Annotated in this window: 16 protein-coding genes and 1 tRNA gene; 10 read left to right on the top strand and 7 right to left on the bottom strand. The window is 29.4% G+C overall.

The genetic code is table 11. From position 1 onward, the window contains the following. Entirely contained in the window at positions 1-1,935 is a 1,935-nt protein-coding gene (locus CBD51_007005; GenBank protein ID RPG57677.1) for an ATP-dependent metallopeptidase FtsH/Yme1/Tma family protein, read from the top strand. Beyond that, positions 1,935-2,549, top strand: a complete 615-nt coding sequence (locus CBD51_007010) for a hypothetical protein (GenBank protein RPG57678.1) — start codon at positions 1,935-1,937, stop codon at positions 2,547-2,549. Before CBD51_007005 ends, CBD51_007010 begins: the two co-directional genes overlap by 1 nt. Positions 2,550-2,591: 42 nt before the next feature. Here the strand turns inward: CBD51_007010 and CBD51_007015 are convergent, their stop codons facing one another. The 5 genes from CBD51_007015 to CBD51_007035 form a co-directional block, all read right to left on the bottom strand. Further along, positions 2,592-3,509, bottom strand: a complete 918-nt coding sequence (locus tag CBD51_007015) for a hypothetical protein (protein RPG57679.1) — start codon at positions 3,507-3,509, stop codon at positions 2,592-2,594. Continuing rightward, a complete protein-coding gene (locus CBD51_007020; GenBank protein ID RPG57680.1) occupies positions 3,496-4,815 on the bottom strand; it encodes a hypothetical protein in 1,320 nt (439 codons plus the stop codon). The genes CBD51_007015 and CBD51_007020 overlap by 14 nt, the downstream gene beginning before the upstream one ends. 16 nt (positions 4,816-4,831) lie before the next feature. Then, the gene (locus CBD51_007025) at positions 4,832-5,071 is read right to left on the bottom strand and encodes a 30S ribosomal protein S20 (protein ID RPG57681.1); all 240 of its coding nucleotides are present in this window, start codon (positions 5,069-5,071) and stop codon (positions 4,832-4,834) included. A 16-nt stretch (positions 5,072-5,087) separates the two neighbouring features. Next, positions 5,088-5,162, bottom strand: a tRNA-Glu gene (locus tag CBD51_007030). A gap of 69 nt (positions 5,163-5,231) precedes the next feature. Continuing rightward, entirely contained in the window at positions 5,232-6,701 is a 1,470-nt protein-coding gene (locus tag CBD51_007035; GenBank protein RPG57682.1) for a proline--tRNA ligase, read from the bottom strand. Between the two features lie 111 nt (positions 6,702-6,812). Here CBD51_007035 and CBD51_007040 point away from each other — a divergent pair, with 111 nt between their 5' ends. Together CBD51_007040 and CBD51_007045 are read left to right on the top strand one after the other, a co-directional pair. Continuing rightward, positions 6,813-7,706, top strand: coding sequence for a hypothetical protein (locus CBD51_007040; GenBank protein ID RPG57683.1), 894 nt, complete (start codon positions 6,813-6,815; stop codon positions 7,704-7,706). Between the two features lie 10 nt (positions 7,707-7,716). Further along, positions 7,717-9,162, top strand: coding sequence for a hypothetical protein (locus CBD51_007045; protein ID RPG57684.1), 1,446 nt, complete (start codon positions 7,717-7,719; stop codon positions 9,160-9,162). A 2-nt stretch (positions 9,163-9,164) separates the two neighbouring features. Here CBD51_007045 and CBD51_007050 read toward each other — a convergent pair whose 3' ends face one another. Then, positions 9,165-9,926: a hypothetical protein gene (locus CBD51_007050; protein ID RPG57685.1), complete on the bottom strand. Its 762-nt coding sequence runs from the start codon at positions 9,924-9,926 to the stop codon at positions 9,165-9,167. 4 nt (positions 9,927-9,930) lie between these two features. Further along, positions 9,931-11,031, bottom strand: a complete 1,101-nt coding sequence (locus CBD51_007055) for a Nif3-like dinuclear metal center hexameric protein (GenBank protein RPG57686.1) — start codon at positions 11,029-11,031, stop codon at positions 9,931-9,933. Positions 11,032-11,077: 46 nt separating this feature from the next. Here CBD51_007055 and lpxK point away from each other — a divergent pair, with 46 nt between their 5' ends. The 6 genes from lpxK to CBD51_007085 all read left to right on the top strand — a co-directional run. Beyond that, complete coding sequence (gene lpxK, locus CBD51_007060) at positions 11,078-12,130, top strand: tetraacyldisaccharide 4'-kinase (protein ID RPG57687.1); 1,053 nt, start codon at positions 11,078-11,080, stop codon at positions 12,128-12,130. A gap of 1 nt (position 12,131) precedes the next feature. Further along, the gene (locus CBD51_007065) at positions 12,132-13,502 is read left to right on the top strand and encodes a choice-of-anchor B family protein (GenBank protein RPG57688.1); all 1,371 of its coding nucleotides are present in this window, start codon (positions 12,132-12,134) and stop codon (positions 13,500-13,502) included. Next, positions 13,502-14,941, top strand: a complete 1,440-nt coding sequence (gatB, locus tag CBD51_007070; protein ID RPG57689.1) for an Asp-tRNA(Asn)/Glu-tRNA(Gln) amidotransferase subunit GatB — start codon at positions 13,502-13,504, stop codon at positions 14,939-14,941. Before CBD51_007065 ends, gatB begins: the two co-directional genes overlap by 1 nt. Then, a complete protein-coding gene (locus CBD51_007075) occupies positions 14,938-16,065 on the top strand; it encodes an AhpC/TSA family protein (GenBank protein ID RPG57690.1) in 1,128 nt (375 codons plus the stop codon). The genes gatB and CBD51_007075 overlap by 4 nt, the downstream gene beginning before the upstream one ends. Further along, positions 16,058-16,795, top strand: coding sequence for a UDP-2,3-diacylglucosamine diphosphatase (locus CBD51_007080; protein RPG57691.1), 738 nt, complete (start codon positions 16,058-16,060; stop codon positions 16,793-16,795). The genes CBD51_007075 and CBD51_007080 overlap by 8 nt, the downstream gene beginning before the upstream one ends. A gap of 34 nt (positions 16,796-16,829) precedes the next feature. Continuing rightward, positions 16,830-18,187: hypothetical protein (locus tag CBD51_007085; GenBank protein ID RPG57692.1), on the top strand; the 1,358-nt coding region annotated here is incomplete at its 3' end.

Genomic DNA, 18,187 nt, shown 5'->3' on the forward strand with positions numbered 1-18,187 from the left:
GTGAGTAAAAAAAAGAAAAGCGTTCAAAATTTCAATTTCTATTGGATTTATGCAGCTATAGCATTATTATTTATTGTATTACAATTATTTAATACAATATCTGCTCCTCTAAAAAAAATTAATAAACAAAAATTTCTAACAGAGTTTTTAATTGAGGGTGAAGTTGAAAAAGTTACAATTGTCAATAATGAATTTGTTGAAGTATTTATCAAACAAAACAAACTAGATCAAGGCAAACACCAGGAAATCATAAAAAATCCAAGCAGAATAAATAATGGACCTCATTATTTTTTTAATATCACTAGTGGTGAACAATTTGAAGATGACTTAAAAGATTTTTACAAAGAAAATAATCAAATTGCTGTGAATGAACAAATCGTACCAGACGTTGATACTCGAAAAGATATTTTTGGAGATATCATTGGCTGGATAATTCCTTTAATTATCATGCTAGGAATTTGGATATATATTATGAGAAGAATGAGTGGAGGAGGTTCTACAGGTGGAACAATTTTTAACATTGGTAAATCAAAAGCTGAATTATTTGACAAAGATACAAATGAAAAAACCAACTTCAATGATGTAGCTGGTCTTGAAGGTGCAAAAGAAGAAGTAAAAGAAGTAGTTGATTTTTTAAAAAACCCAAAAAAATACACGTCATTAGGAGGCAAAATACCTAAAGGAGTCCTATTAGTTGGCCCTCCAGGAACAGGAAAAACACTACTAGCAAAAGCAGTTGCAGGAGAAGCAAAGGTTCCATTTTTCTCCCTCAGCGGATCTGATTTCGTAGAAATGTTTGTTGGAGTCGGTGCATCTAGAGTAAGAGATCTATTTAAAACTGCAAAAAGTAAATCACCTTCTATTGTATTTATTGATGAAATTGATGCCATTGGAAGAAGCAGAGGAAAAAATCAAATCACTGGCGCCAATGATGAAAGAGAAAATACATTAAATCAACTTTTAACAGAAATGGATGGTTTTGGCACAAACCATCATGTCATCGTAATTGCAGCAACAAATAGGGCTGATGTACTTGACAAAGCTCTTGTTCGTGCTGGTAGATTTGACCGTCAAATATATGTTGACCTACCAGAAATATCTGAAAGAAAGGAGATTTTCAAAGTACACACTAAAAACTTGAAAATCACCAAAAATTTAGATTTAGATTTTCTTGCAAAACAAACTCCAGGATTTAGTGGCGCTGATATTGCCAATTTATGTAATGAATCTGCATTAATTGCAGCACGAAAAAATAAAAAGCAAATATCCAAAGAAGATTTTCTTGATGCTGTTGATAGAATTGTAGGCGGGGTAGAAAGAAAAAATAAATTAATGACATTAGAGGAGAGGGAAATTATTGCATATCATGAATCAGGACATGCTATTGTTAGTTGGATGCTAAAACATGCAGCTCCGTTAGTAAAAGTAACAATAGTACCAAGAGGAAAATCCTTAGGTGCTGCATGGTACTTACCAGAGGAAAGACAAATAACTAGAACAGAACAAATACTAGATGAAATGTGTGCAACACTTGGCGGGAGGGCTGCAGAAGAAATCATATATAATAAAATATCGACAGGTGCCTTAAGTGACTTAGAGAAGGTTTCTAAACAAGCTAAAGCAATGGTATTAATTTATGGATTTAACAAAACAATTGGGAACGTTACATATTATGACTCTACTGGTGAACAAACATTTAGCAAACCCTACAGTGAAGATACAGCAAAGAAGATTGATGCAGAAATTAAAAAAATTATTGAAAAGGAATATGATCGAGCAAAAAAAATTCTTAAAAAGTATAAAAAATCTCTAACAGAATTAGCAGAATTACTTTTAAATAAAGAAGTCATCTTCAAAGAAGATCTAGAAAAAATCCTTGGCAAAAGAAAATGGCAAGCTGTTGAGAAAATCAATATTAATAAGTTAAGAAAATAATGAATCTACTTAATAAATTAAAACTCGTAACTGGAATTGCATCTGACAAAAAAAATACTGAGATTGAAAATACACAGTATTCAATTTCAAAAGATGATACAATCGATATCATTTTTGCAAAAAATCTTATAAAAAACAATGGTAATTTTTTTTATTGTGATAAAAAAAATGACTTAGTAACAACAATTCAAGCACTAACTAATAAACTAGAAATCGAGTCTATATATTGTATAGAACCAATTATTAAAGAACTATTAAATAAATCTTCTATAAATTATAATGACAAATACCATACACAATGTGATGGTATAGTTTCGTCTTGTGAATTTCTAATTGCACAACATGGTAAAATTATGTTATCATCAAAGCAATTAGGATCTAATAATATTAAGAATCTCCCTAAGGAGCATATAGTTATTGCTTATACATCACAAATTGTTAAAAGTTTAAATGAAGGAATGTCAGGACTTAATAAAAGATATATTGACAATCTTCCATCAACTATAACAACCATTAAAAGTCAACAAATGGAAAAAAACGACAATATTGAAGGAAATATTAAAAAAATTAGTGTTATACTAATAGAGGATTTTCAAGACAATAAATCAAAATAACTTCAAATGACTTTATTTCTAAAAATAATTTTTTAAATTTCATCATTTAATATGAAGGTAATTCTTCTCAACTGCTCCAAAACTCTTATAAAACCTTTTCACTCCTTTAATATTTGAACCTTCGAAATCTAAAAATTCATTTTTAAAAGCATGTTGCTTAATGAAAAAATCAATTAAAAAGGCCATGTAGTTATACTGGGAGTTGTCCTTAAAAGATGCATTAAAAAGGAGTATATGTCTATCATATAAGGTGAGAAAAAAAACACCAGCTAATAATTCGTCTTTATCATTGTATAGCCCTAGACATTTTCCGCAACATTTTGAAATAGAAATACTAATTATGTTATAAATTGTCTTATAATCTTTTGTCTTTAATAAAACATTTTTGGGAAGGTTTTTCTTTAAGAAATTAACAAAAAAAGATACATTCTTAATTGACTTAATTTTATGACTAAAATTTTTATTGATATTTCGTTTTGTATTTTTATGATATTCTTTAAATATCTTATCATAATCCAACTGAAGGTCTAACTCTAAATTTATACGATCAATATATTTAAATGTAAGCTGATTATTTATAATGCAATTTTTATAAACAATAGAAGTATGGTGATTAAATGAATATCCTAAATTATAATATCTTTTTTTAAAAAAAGATAGAATACTCATGATTAATTTTGAATCTGTTAATAAATTTTCATTGCTAGAAAATGCACCTAATTGCTGACAGAAAAGCGGTTGAGATAAATGTTTTATAAATGGAAAAAAACATGTATATTTTTTGGAAGTAACTGGTATTATTAATTCATAATCACCATATATTAAAGCATCCCAGTTTTCAGAGACAATATCTAAATACCACGAGATGCCATAAACACTTCTATTTATGGATTTATTCATACAATAGTCCCACTTAGACTTATTTATTTGACTATGTGAAACGAAACTAATTTTTTTCATGCAAAGAGTATCTAATCATATTTTCATAAGTGATATACCATTCATCTAATTGAGGAGAATTTTTAAAAGACTCATTATGCCAAATAGAAATAAAACAACCATGTACATTTTTAACTTCGTCTATAAGTAACTTTATTTTAGAGACAGCTTCATGGGGGGTAAGTTTTAAATAATTTTTTAAAGTTATATCCATAATACAAAACGGTCTTAACAATAAATCTGTTGCAGTATTTTCTTTTAAATTAAAAAAATTAAAACTGTGTGATGTTCCTGCTCTGAATCCAATATCATCTGGAAATCCCATACTATAATCTTCTAAAATATTATTTTTAATCAAATTTTTATAATTAGATGGTAAATTCAAAACTAAATAATGTTGACGGTTTTTTGTTATACTTAATCCAGAAATACTATTTAACCTTTCTATTTCTAGATGTAAATTTTTAGGATTAGAAATAGATGAGTATGATGCATGTATACCAATATCAAAAAACTGTTTAAAGTAATTAATGAGAGATTGATATTTTTTACTTTTATAGGATACATTTCTATCCAATCTACCATAGTTTGCTAATAAAAAGAAAATGATTGTTTTAAGATTATATTTATTATGTATTGACAATAATTTATCATAAGTATCATACGGATCTCTTTTATAACCTAACAAAACATTTAACCTACAAAAAAAATCATTAAAACCTAACTTAATAATGCTCCGCATAAGGGAACCGACGGTCCTAAAAAAACCTTTTTCCAAATATGCAAAAGCATTATCTATATCAATTGTATTTAAATAACTAAAATTATGTTCTTTAAATTTTAAATATGGATATTCTAAAAGCAAAAAATCTTTGATAAAAATTATCCATTTATCAACAACTGGTATTTGCAAAAATTGATTTTTAAAAGCTAAACTTTCACTAGCAGGGAATCTTCCAAACCGATCAAGTTTATTATCTAGATACTCCTCATATCTGCTAAGCATATAAAAAATTGTCGCAAATGGGTCAAAAGGTAATATAGATTCGACGTTTGTAGAAGTAAAAAAAATAGGTTTGTTTTTATATACAGATATATTAATATCCTGTTCAACAATCTCTGTTTCAAATAATATCGTATGGGCTTGTAAAAAAATGCCGTTTGTGATTTTTTTTTTTGAATATAAAAGCTTCGGCTTATCTGAAGCAATAAAAGCATTGATTTGAGTGGTAATTTTATATTTTAGGCCAAGTTGCTTAACAAAAACATGATTAAATACATACTCTACTCTTGGACTTATGGCATCTGCAAAAATTAATAAAACCATAAATTAAAAAGTATTATTAACTACTTTTTTTCATTAATTTAGATTTTAAACGAGCAGCCTTATTTTTATGAATTATATTCTTTTTCTCTAACTTATCAATCATTGAAACAATCTTATTTTTTTCAAGACCCTCCTTAGGTGAATCAGAAAAAGCTGACCTCAATGCATTTCTAACAGTTTTATGAAAATATTTATTACCTTCATTTTTAGTCTGATTTGAACGAATTCTTTTTTTTGTTGATTTATGATTTGCCATTTTCTTATTTTTTTTTTAGTAGTCCCTAGGGGGATCGAACCCCTATTTTCAGGATGAAAACCTGATGTCCTAACCATTAGACGAAGGGACCTTATTTTTATCTCATTTAAAATATAAGGGAGCAAAATTAATAACTTTTCTGTTTAAAAAAAAAAAAAATCTAATATGATTTAGCAAAAACTACTCTCTTAAGAGATGGATTACCTGTCAAAACACATTTGCCTTCTTCACTTTCTAAATTAGTAGGTATGCATCTAATAGTAGCTTTAGTTCTCTTTTTTATTTCGTCCTCAGTCTCTGAGGATCCATCCCAATGGGCTAATACAAACCCCCCTAAACTAATTTTATCTTCAAAGTCATCAAAATTATCTACGATGAACGTATTTTTTTTTCTAAATTCCTTTGCATTTTCAAATATTGATTCTTGAATTTGGGATAAAGTATCTAAAACAGAATCTACAATATCATTCAATGACACATTGTATTTGCTTAGCGTATCTCGCCTACATACTTCAACTGTTTTATTTTGTAAATCTCTTGGGCCTAAAGCGATCCTAATTGGCACACCCTTAAGTTCATATTCTGAAAACTTCCAACCTGGCTTATGAGTATCTCTAAAATCTTCCTTAACTCTAATATTTTTTTGTCGTAGACTATGACTGATATCTTTTAAACAAGAAGTAACCTCGTTATATTCTTCTTTATTGTGATATATCGGAATTAAAACTACCTGAAACGGAGCTAAACTAGGTGGTAAAACTAATCCATTATCATCTGAATGAGTCATAACTAAAGCACCCATCAATCTTGTTGAAACTCCCCAAGAACTTGCCCAAACATGTTCGAGCTTTCCTTCTTTATTAGCAAACTTGACATCGAAAGCTTTTGCGAAATTTTGTCCTAAAAAATGTGAAGTACCAGCTTGAAGAGCCTTTCCATCTTGCATTAATGCCTCGACACAATAAGTTTGTTCTGCGCCTGCAAATTTTTCTGAATCAGTTTTTAAACCATCTAAAACAGGTATACATAAAGTTTGTTCAATAAATTCTTTATAAATTGATAATATCTTCTTTGTTTCATCGATAGCTTCTTGTTCAGTTGAATGAGCAGTATGTCCCTCTTGCCATAAAAATTCCGAAGTCCTTAAAAAAAGTCGTGTACGCATTTCCCACCTAACAACATTTGCCCATTGGTTAATTAATAATGGTAAATCTCGATATGACTTAATCCATCTCTTATAAGTATCCCAAATAATAGTTTCAGATGTGGGCCTAACAATTAACTCTTCTTCTAATTTTGCATCCTGATCAACAACAATATCACCAGAATCACTACTTTTTAAGCGATAATGTGTAACTACAGCACACTCCTTTGCAAAACCATCAACATGACTAGCTTCTTTAGTAAAAAAGGATTTAGGAATAAAAAGTGGGAAATAGGCATTAACATGACCAGTTTCTTTAAACTTACGATCAAGAATTGCCTTCATTTCTTCCCAAATTGCAAATCCATATGGTTTAATAACCATACAACCTCTGACACCAGAATTTTCAGCCAAATCAGCATGTAAAACAATATCATTATACCATTTTGAAAAGTCCTCGGATCGTTTTGTTAATTTTTTTGACATAAATTTTAAACTTTGGTATAATTATTGTTGTACAATCATTGATTAATATTTTTTTTAAAATTAAAAAATAAACTTGTAATTTTACGTTTAACAATAATAAATACCAATTATATGATTAATACTAATAATAAATATCTTCTTTTAATCATGTTTCTTCTAACACCGTTAGCTTATAGTCAGAATTTTTTTGATGACATATATTACAATGACTCAGAAGTAAACTATGATTTTTTGTATAAATCAAACGAAACTAATTTAGAAAGAATAACAAATGATAGTATTGATGATAATCTTGATTGGGACGAAGATATAAGTTATGAAAATAGAATACGTAGATTCAACAACTATTATCACCACGATTATTATTGGGATTATGGATGGAATTCTCCTTCATGGTACAATTGGCACCAACCATCATGGGGTTGGAGCTTAAATTATAGTAACTACGGCTGGGGTCTTGGGCTGCATTACAGTTCTGGATGGCACTCACCATATAATTATTTGAATTATGGATGGCATTCGCCATGGAATTATGGATACAATCATTGGCACAACTACTACTATCCCGGACACTATAATTACTTTTATGGTGGATTAAATAATTATGTTATTTCATCAGGCTATCAAAATGTATCACATGGACCAAGATCAACTAATAATACAAATGTTAATCATAATCTGAGCTCTCAACCAAGAAGCCCAATAAATCTTATCAAAAAAGAAAATTCGCAAAATAAAAAAATTAACAACGAAGAGAGAAATCCAATAAAGAAAAGAACAAACAATCTTCAAGATAGAGTTTCTCCATCCAAAAAATACAATCAAGATAAAAACAACAATAGCTACAATTCAAATAAAAGAGAAAATAACTCAAACAAAAATAATAGCTACAATTCAAATAAAAGAAACAATAATTTTAATAACAATAGATCTATTAATAACAACTCTAGACCTAACTCTAACAGAGTAAACAGATCCAACTCTAATAGAAGCAAAAGAAACTAAAAATTACATTATGTCAAAAATTAAACTATCTCTATTCATTTACTTTATATTTTTAAATATTTCTGCACAAAATGAAATTGATGTACTACGTTATTCATTGTTTGATAATTATAGTACTGCCAGAGTATCCTCATTGGGTGGCTCATTTAGTGCTCTTGGAGGAAATACTGGCTCAATTCTATCAAACCCTGCTACTTTAGCAACATATAGAACAAATGAATTCTCAGCAAGTCTCATGAGTTCTAATGAAAATGTTGAAAGCGATTATTTAGATAACAAAAATAGCACCGATAGACGTAAATTGAATTTTCAAAATATTGGATATATTCAAACAATTCCTCTTGAAAATGCTGACGGATGGAATAGATTTAATTATGCATTAATCTATAACCGAAGAACTGATCTAAATAGAAGAATAAGTATTGGAGGTTACAATAACGAGAGTACAATGGCAAACACTTTTTTAGATAATGCTCAAGGTACACCATGGGAAAATTTGAATAGTTCGAATGATTACCTTGCGTACTGGACATATTTAATTGATACAATTGGTGATGTTAGCACCTACTATTCAAATGTAAATCAAATTGGACAAAATCAATATGTAGAAATTAGTGAGTCTGGATCGATTGATGACTTTGACATATCTGCATCAGGTGCATATAAAGATTTTCTTTTTTTAGGAGCTAGTATGACAATGAGCAGCATAAACTATACATACCAAAGTCGTTATCTTGAAGATGGCTTTGATAATAAAACAAATGAAGTTCAAGCATGGAACTTTAATGAGAATTTATATGTAACCGGCTTTGGCTTAAATTTTAAAATTGGTGCTGTAGCAAAACCTTGGCATTTCTTAAGATTAGGATGGGCATACCATTCTAAAACATATTTTGAGATTGAAGAATCCTACGAAACTAGCATGTCAACCATAACCGAAACTTGGGGGGAAAATTATGCAGACAATCTCCATATAACTGATCCATATAGAGTTCAAACTCCTTCGAAATCAATTGCTAGCCTAGCACTTATTATTGCTAAAAAAGGGCTGATTACATTTGACTATGAAGCGATTGACTATTCATCCTCTAATATATCAAGTGTATATCATAGCGGATTTCAAACAGCTAATAATAACATAGCTAACTTCTACCAAAAAACTAATAATAAAAAAATTGGTTTTGAATGGAAAGTAAAAGATATTTCTTTTAGAACTGGATATGCTATATTTGGAAATCCTTTTAATAATAATTTAAATAACTTAGAAAAAGAATATATTTCAACTGGTATTGGATTTCAAAAAGGAGCCTATTTTTTCGATATTGCTTTAATTAATCGTTTATCTGAGGGAGAGTATATTGTTTATAATGACCAGAATTTAACAAACTCCGTTCAGAGTGCTGATATAATCCAATCTAAAAAATCACTAATTATAAGTTGCAATTACAAGTTTTAATGCTAAGCATCAATATCTTCTGGGACTAATATACGACCACAATTTTCGCAGAAATAAATTTCTTTTCGCATTCTAATATTTAATGAATGTTGGGCTGTTATGCTACTAAAACATCCACCACAAGCATCGCGATCAATTTTTACTACGCTTAATCCATTTTTAGAAGAATTTCGTATAGAAGAATATGCTTCAACTAAAGATACATCGATGCTTTTTTCTGCTTTTTTCTTTTTGGATAATAATTGGTCTTCTTCCTTCTCAGTTGATTTAATTATTTCTGAAAGTTGTGATTTTTTATTTTTCAAGTGCTTTTTTCTTTCTCTGATTTTTGCCTTTATTAATTTAATTTTATCAGCATTTTCATTTATTGAAATATCTGAGCTTTTTATTTTTTTATTTGCTAATTCAATTTCTAAAGCTTGAAATTCTAACTCTTTATTGATTGCATTAAATTCACGATTATTCCTAACTTTCATTTGTTGAGACTCATACTTTTCAATTAATGCAGTAGAATCTTTGATTTTTTGCTCCTGTGTGCTAATTGCATTATTAAACTCTTCTTCTACTTCCAATTGTTTATTTAAACGATCATTTAATTTATCAATTTCTGATTCTAGATCAGACACCTCTAGTGGTAATTCGCCTCTTAAAATTTTTAGTTTATCTATTTTTGAATCAATTATTTGTAGTTGATAAAGAGATTCTAATTTAGCACTTATTGCTGAAGCTGAATAACTGCTTTCTTTTATGTTTGTCTTAGCCATCTTTTTAATAATATAAAATTGGATTAGTACATATGTCTGTTAAATGGAGCGCTAATTTAGAAAATTTTTCTTTAATTATACTAAAAATTAACTGCTGAGTGTAAAATTCACTTTCATAATGGCCTATATCAAATACAATAATTTGATTATTTGTATCAAAAAAATCGTGATACTTAAAGTCAGAAGTAATGAAAACATCAGCTTCACTTCTAATTGCATCCTCTAATAAAAATCTACCAGAACCTCCGCAAACAGCAACTTTTTTAATATTTTGAGCAGACCTTTTATTATTATTATATCGAATTACAGAAGTATTCATTTTTTGTTTAACATGGGATAGAAAATTATTTAATGACATTGGCTTTTGCAACTCACCTATTACACCGGATCCTGCTTGAGAATCGTTTTGGATATCATCTAAAAAATAAGCAATTTCTTGGTATGGGTGTGATTCTTTTAAAGCAGATAGAATTTTTGATTTCAAATAAGAATAAAAAATCATTTCTATTTTATCCTCTTTAGATGATGAGTCTTTTCCTATATTTCCAGAAAATGGACTAGCCCCTTCTAAGGGTCTAAAAAAACCTTGACCATTTGAAACGAAAGCACATCTATCGTAAAATTCACTGATTGTCCCAGCACCACTATCAAATAATGCATTTTTAACTTGCTCAGTATGAGTAGTTGGGCAATATACAGTTATCTTGGTTATAATATTGGACTTAGGCTTGAGTATTTTGCTATTAATTAAATTAATTTTTTCAGCAATTTGAAAAGAAACACCTCCATGAATATTATCTAGGTTAGTATGCATAGCATAAATTGCAATATCATATTTTATGGCCTTTGCAATTATTTTTTCAACATTATTTGAGCCAATAATTTTTTTCACACCACTAAATATTAAAGGATGGTGACTTACAATTAAATTGTGATTATTATTAATTGCTTCATCGACTAGTTCCTCTGTGCAATCCAAAGAAATCAAAACTGAATTAATTTCTTTATTTTTATCTCCAATTAACAAACCACAATTATCATATTCTTCTTGTAGTGCTAATGGAACCCTCGTGTCTAAATAATTTGATATTTCAAATAATTTCATGTTTATTTAGTTTTATATTAACACAAAAATAAGCGATTATAATAATATGACTTTGATTAAATTCCTATTAATACCCATTCAATTGATATATTATTTGATTGTGAGATTTCGTAATCTATTGTTTGATTTAAATGTAATCAGTGAATACAAAGCATCTACGTTAGTAATTTCAATTGGGAATTTAAAAGTGGGTGGAACTGGTAAAACACCTCATGTTGAGTACCTAATAAAAGTATTGAAAAACTATAAGATAGCTGTCCTAAGTAGAGGATATAAAAGGAAAACAAAAGGATTTTTATTAGCAAACAATAAAATAAATAGTGCGCTTCAAATTGGAGATGAAAACTGTCAACTATATAACAAATTCAATGATATATTAATCGCTTGCGATTCTGACAGAGTTCAAGGTGTTAAAAAATTATTAAAAATTGATCCGAAAATTGAGACTATAATATTGGATGATGGATATCAGCACAGATCATTAAAGAGAGATATGAATATTCTACTTACTGAATTTAATGATTTATTTACCAATGACTCATTATTACCTAGAGGGAAATTAAGAGAACCTATATTTGAAAAGAAAAGAGCAAATATCATTATTGTTACTAAGTGTCCACATGATATTTCTAAACAACAACAAAAATATATAAAAGAAAAAATCCATTTAGATTTTAATCAGAAAATTTATTTCTCTTATATAAGTAAATATCATTTTTTAAATATGCAAAATTCTAAAATTGGTAACTTAAATAAAAAACTAAATCATTTATTAGTAACAGGAATAGAAAACCCAAGGACATTATTAAGTTTCCTTGAAAAGGAGAAAATCTCGTATAATCATATAAAATTTAATGATCATCATAATTTTAGTCAATCAGATATTAATAAAATCATACAACTTGGTAAATCAAAAAAATATGCAAAAGAACTGTTATTTACTGAAAAAGACTTCTATCGTCTATTAAAAACAGATAAACAAAAATTAGAAAAACACTTTACATTAATATGTATTCAAATAGAAATTGATTTTATTGATGTAGATAAATCTAATTTTAATCATCAATTATGTAACTTTGTAGAATCTAAAATCATTTAATATGGAAAAAAATTATTTACTCTTTACCTTCTTACTAATCAGTCTTGTGTTCATGGGCCAACAAAATAGCTTAGAATTACTATATCAATGGACTGATGATGGAACTGTTCTGAATGTTGAAGATGATCCAGGAGACAACTGGGTTGGAAACATTTATAATGAAATCTGGGGATTTGTTCAAAATGATCACGAATTTGCAGTAATTGGTTCAACACAAGGAACACATATTTTTGATGTTACAGATCCAGAAAATAGTTATCTAGTAGCATCTGTAAATGGTGGCTCAACAAGTTCACAGGTTGTTCATAGAGATTTTCACACTTATAATGGCTATTTATATGCAGTTGCTGATGAAATGAACTCGAGCACATTACAAATTATGGATATAAGTAATTTACCAAGTGAAATTAGTGTAGTTTATGATACAAATGATATAATTACACGATCACACAATATTTTTATAGATGAAGAAAATGCTATAATGTACGTTTGTGGTGGAAGAGTTATGGAGGAATCGAATGAACTTTCCCTTTTTTCATTAGAAGAACCTCAAAATCCTACTTTTTTAAAAAAATTTGATGATGTTGGCTATGTACACGACATCTATGTTAAAGACCATATAGGATATTTAAATGCAGGAAACAATGGACTACATATAGTAGATTTTTCAGATTTTAACAACCCTCAAATACTAGGATCTTTAACAGATTATCCATACGCTGGGTATAATCACTCTGGATGGCTAACAGAAGATGGCAACACATATGTTTTTGCAGATGAAAATCATGGTTATAAAATGAAAATATGTGATGTTTCTAACCCTTCTGACATCAATGTCATTACAACTATTTTAAGTGATGTAACATCTACTTCCATAGCTCATAATTTAATTATTAAAGACAACTTACTGTTTGNATCTCATTACTATGATGGATTGTGGATATGGGATATTTCAGATCCATCAAATCCAACATATGTAGCAAGNTATGACACATATCCTCTTGAGGATGGAGATAGTTACAAAGGAGCATGGGGAGTTTACCCTCTACTTCCTTCAGGAAACATACTTGTTTCAGACATGCAATATGGATTATTTGTATTTGCTCCTCCAAGCTTAAATACTCAACTTGATGAAATAAATAATTCTATGGTATACCCTAACCCATGCACTAAGCATGTAACTGTTAATACAGTATCTCAAAATCTAAAAACAATAGAACTATATGACATGTATGGGAAAATAATTTTATCAAAAGAAAGTGATAAAACTACAATACCAATTTCATTAAGTGATGCTTTTCCTAAAGGCATTTATGTTCTGAAAATTAATGATAATATAAATATTGATAAACACAGAATCATTAAATATTGATGAATGTAAATACAATAAAATATGAGACCATNGTTGGACTAGAAGTTCACGTTCAACTNTCTACNAAATCAAAAGCATATTGTAGTGATTTAAATAAATTTGGAGAGCCCCCAAATTCATGTATAAGTCCAATATCACTTGGCTATCCAGGAACTCTTCCAAAAGTGAATAAAGAGGTAATTAAGAGTGCGGTAAAACTAGGACTGGCTCTAAATTGTAAAATTACTGAGTACAATTTATACTCTAGAAAAAATTACTTCTATCCAGATCTTCCTAAGGGATACCAAATCACGCAGGACAAAACCCCAATTTGCACTGGAGGCTATGTAGAATTGAATAACAATAAAAAAATTCAACTTACAAGAATTCATATGGAAGAAGATGCTGGTAAAAGTATACATGATTTAGACCCAGACCACTCACTTATCGATTTTAATAGAGCGGGAGTAGCTTTACTGGAAATTGTGTCAGAACCAGAAATTAGATCACCGGAAGAAGCATACTTATATCTTCAAGAGATACGTAAATTAGTAAGATATCTAGAAATATCCAACGGAAACATGGAAGAGGGGAGTCTTAGGTGTGATGCAAACATTTCTGTAAGACCAAAAGGAACAAAAGAGTTACGCAACCGGGTTGAAGTCAAAAATATTAATTCATTTAAAAATGTAATGAAAGCAATTAATTTAGAAGCAGAACGACAAATTAACTGCTATAACAATAATAGTGTTGTAAATCAAGAAACTAGAAATTATAATGCAGTTTCAAATACTACAACAATACTAAGAAGCAAAGAAGATGCTCATGATTATAGATATTTCACAGAACCTGACATACCGCCTATCGTAATTACAGATGAGTATATTGAAGATGTTAAAAAAGACATGCCTACTCTACCCAAAGAAAGATTTCTAAAATATAAAGATGAATTTAAGTTAAGCGAATACGATTCTAAAATACTTTCTGAAGACAAGTCGCTATCTGATTTTTTCAATAGAATTATTTTACACACTAATAATTACAAATCTGCAGCAAATTTATTAATGGGAGTAATTAAATCTTACATTAATGAAAGGACAATTGAAATTTCTGATCTTAAAATCNCTGCAGAANATTTAGCTGAACTAGCAGATATGATTANTGANAATAAAGTNAATAATCTTATTGTTTCTAAAAAAATATTTCCAGAGATGATTAANNGNAATGAGTCCCCNATTAATNTAGCTGANAAAAANGGTTGGATTCAAGAAGACAACACANAATTAATCGAAGAGNTANTAGAGAANGCTNTNANAAAATATCCNGATAANGTAGTTGCGTATCAAAACGGAAANNCCAATTTAATTGGTATGTTTATGGGTGAAATTATGCGAGAATCAAAAGGAAAATTANANCCCAAAAAGATTAATGAAGTATTAAAAAATAAATTAAGTAAATGATGAAAAGTACTTTAAAGATTTTAATTATAATCCTTCTNATGGCTTGTAATACAAATAAAAATAGTTTTATAATAACGGCAGATACTGATAGAGTTGGCGATGCTATCCTTCTAAAGATAGATCCTGTTGAAAGTTTAATTGATACTACTAATATTAAAAATGGAAAATTTTCTTTTAAAAAAACTATTTTGGAAGAAGAATTATATCGATTAAAATTCCATGATGGATCATCATTTGATATACTTGTAGATTTAGGAGAAAATATTGTTATTAATTTTCAAGAAGACCAATTGAGTATTAAAGGTTCGAGTGGTACAAAAAAGATTATGGAGCTAGACAATAATCTTTTAAACTTATTAAATTTTAGAGACTCAATTACTCAAGAATTACAAGATCTTTCAGACAGTGAAGACTATGAAGAAAAAGTTGCGATGTATAGAGAAGCTTTTTTTGACAAACTTGCCATTCATCAAGAATACTTAAAGACTTTTATTAATGATAATAAAAATTCCAAGGTATGTTTGATAGCTCTATTTCAGGAATATGGACAATCGTCCCCTGTAATGACTGTAGATGAACACCTAGAGGTTTTTGAAATGGTACTAGAAAATTTAAAAACAAACTTTCCCAACTCCAATCACGTTACCCTTTTAGAAGATCAAATAGAACTTTTTAGACCCCTAGCCTACGGACAACCAGCACCAGATTTTACACTACCTGATCAAAATAATAAATCCGTATCACTTTCTGACTTTAAAAATAAAGTTGTATTAATTGATTTTTGGGCATCTTGGTGTAAGCCCTGTAGAATGGAAAATCCTAAACTTGTAAAATTATATACAAAATACTCCAAAAAGGACTTTGAGATTATAAGTGTTTCATTAGATGGAACTGCAAGACAAAAAGACTCCAAATCAGCATGGCTAAAGGCTATCAAAGATGACAATCTATCTCCATGGATTCATTTAAGTGAATTAAAAGGCTGGGAAACATATGTCAGAGAACTCTATAATTTTAATTCTATCCCATATACTGTTTTGGTAGATAAAGAAGGTAAAATAGTTGCAAAAAATTTAAGAGGGTTGGACCTAGAACTTAGAATCAAAAAATTAATTGATGGCTAAAAGAGAAAAAGTTTATTTTGCTTCTGACTTCCATCTTGGCAGTCCCAATCATGCAGAAAGTAAAGAGAGAGAAAAAAAAATATGTAACTGGCTAGATAATATTGCAGAGAATGCAAAAGAAATTTATTTAGTTGGAGACATTTTTGATTTTTGGTTTGAATATAAAAGGGTGATTCCAAAGGGCTTTGAGAGACTAAAAGGTAAACTAGCACATTTCACGGATCAAGGTATAAAAATTCATTTCTTTCCTGGTAACCATGATCTTTGGACATTTGGATATTTAGAGAAAGAGCTTGGACTAATAGTGCATTATAAACCATTAGTAACAAAAATTGAAGATAAAACATTTTACATCTGCCATGGCGATGGTTTGGGTAACAGTAGTGCAAAGTATAAAATTTTAAAATCTATTTTCTCCAGTTCAGCTTGTCAATGGCTTTTTTCAAAGCTAAATCCTAATTTAGGTATTAAATTAGCACATACTTGGTCAGGTCTTAGCAGAAAAAAAGGTGGACAATTTAATAAAGAAGCTTTAAGAGAGTCTCTAATTGAATATTCCAAAGAAATACTTACCAACAAAGATATTAACTACTTCGTTTTTGGACACATACATGAGCCAATAGAGATAGAATTAACCCCTTCAGCAAAATATATAAATCTTGGCGACTGGATTAACCATTTTTCCTACATAGAATATCAAAAAGGCTCTCTGTTATTTAAATATTTTTAGTTATTTTTAATAGATTATATTAAAAATGATTTTCTTGAAAAATTTAGTTAAAAAATATTCTTTAAATTTTAGCACTAACACTTATTTAAAATGGTTAGTATATACATTATTTCTAATTTCCTTTTGCAGTGTTGGGCAAAACACTGGATGCACAGATACAATTGCTTGTAACTTTGATTCTGCTGCAACTGAAGATGATGGATCATGTGATTATGTTACTGAATGTATTGATGGTTGTATAATTAATATGATACCAGAAAATGAAACCCCATTTGACGTAACAATATCATGTGTAAACATACAACAAGCAGAATGCGCAGGCACTGGAGCGGAGGTATTTGTTGATTGGGAAATAACGGGTAACTGGGATCCTACTTTATATGATTTTATGAAATTTAAGGCTGGGAGTTTTTCAACATCTGATCCAATTAATGGTAGTCAAAATTCTGGAACAGCAATTATTTCAATTCCATTTCCTGGAGAATGGAATATTGAGGTTGAAATGATAGGTGGTGGAGATTGGGAGTTCACTATGCCATTTGACATACAAACAAACCCACCTGTTTTTGAAGAAATTACTATAACTGATAATCCGGAAATCATTATTGACCCTCTCTGTGATGGAGCTAGAGGAACTCTTAAAATGGGGCCCAATGCAGTTAGTGGAGGGAGTCCAGCATCAATATTTTCAACTGATTTTACATGGTATGTGGGAACAACCCCTAACCCTGCAAACGAAATTGACCCGAATATTGAAGAAAGTATTAATTTTTTTGACCTTAACGATAACAATATATATGAGGAAGAGGAGTATAGTGTCACAATATGGGCTGTTGATAATTACTTCTTAAACTCGGATAATGTATTAGACTACGACCCAGGTAACCCATTTAATTGTGCCGGATCTATTACAATTTACTTTTCTCCACCAGAACCTATCAATTCAGAAATAATTATTAAACACGAAAGCTGTCCTGACGCAGGCGATGGAAGCTTAGAGTTTGTAATTAATGATGAAATTGAAGGTCAATTTAGCTTTTTACCCTCAGTTTCCGAACAATACTTAAATCCATGGGTCAATGTAACAGTTCCAGTACTAGTATTTGATGAAACAAATGATTACACCTTAAATAATACAGATGAAACTCTGTTTGATGAGTATGCAGACCCTGATGACACATTTACAGGCCATGGAGAAATTGATGGTCGGCCTTTTTCATTTAATAATCGTGTTCTAAAAGAGGGTGATTTTTGTGACTTACAAGTTTCACAGCCTGGAGAATTTGCTTATTTATACACATTGTCAGAACCCGCAATTCAAGACTGGAATACAGTAGATCCGGCATGTCATGTTTTAAACGGTCCACCATCTGGAAAAATTGAATTATCTAT

This window comes from Flavobacteriales bacterium TMED191, assembly GCA_002171975.2.
Taxonomy (GTDB): domain Bacteria; phylum Bacteroidota; class Bacteroidia; order Flavobacteriales; family TMED113.

Coding starts and splice junctions, on each gene's coding strand:
- CBD51_007010 (RPG57678.1), top strand. CDS start 1,935: ATGAATCTACTTAATAAATTAAAACTCGTAACTGGAATTGCATCTGAC.
- CBD51_007015 (RPG57679.1), bottom strand. CDS start 3,509: ATGAAAAAAATTAGTTTCGTTTCACATAGTCAAATAAATAAGTCTAAG.
- CBD51_007020 (RPG57680.1), bottom strand. CDS start 4,815: ATGGTTTTATTAATTTTTGCAGATGCCATAAGTCCAAGAGTAGAGTAT.
- CBD51_007025 (RPG57681.1), bottom strand. CDS start 5,071: ATGGCAAATCATAAATCAACAAAAAAAAGAATTCGTTCAAATCAGACT.
- CBD51_007035 (RPG57682.1), bottom strand. CDS start 6,701: ATGTCAAAAAAATTAACAAAACGATCCGAGGACTTTTCAAAATGGTAT.
- CBD51_007040 (RPG57683.1), top strand. CDS start 6,813: ATGATTAATACTAATAATAAATATCTTCTTTTAATCATGTTTCTTCTA.
- CBD51_007045 (RPG57684.1), top strand. CDS start 7,717: ATGTCAAAAATTAAACTATCTCTATTCATTTACTTTATATTTTTAAAT.
- CBD51_007050 (RPG57685.1), bottom strand. CDS start 9,926: ATGGCTAAGACAAACATAAAAGAAAGCAGTTATTCAGCTTCAGCAATA.
- CBD51_007055 (RPG57686.1), bottom strand. CDS start 11,031: ATGAAATTATTTGAAATATCAAATTATTTAGACACGAGGGTTCCATTA.
- lpxK (RPG57687.1), top strand. CDS start 11,078: ATGACTTTGATTAAATTCCTATTAATACCCATTCAATTGATATATTAT.
- CBD51_007080 (RPG57691.1), top strand. CDS start 16,058: ATGGCTAAAAGAGAAAAAGTTTATTTTGCTTCTGACTTCCATCTTGGC.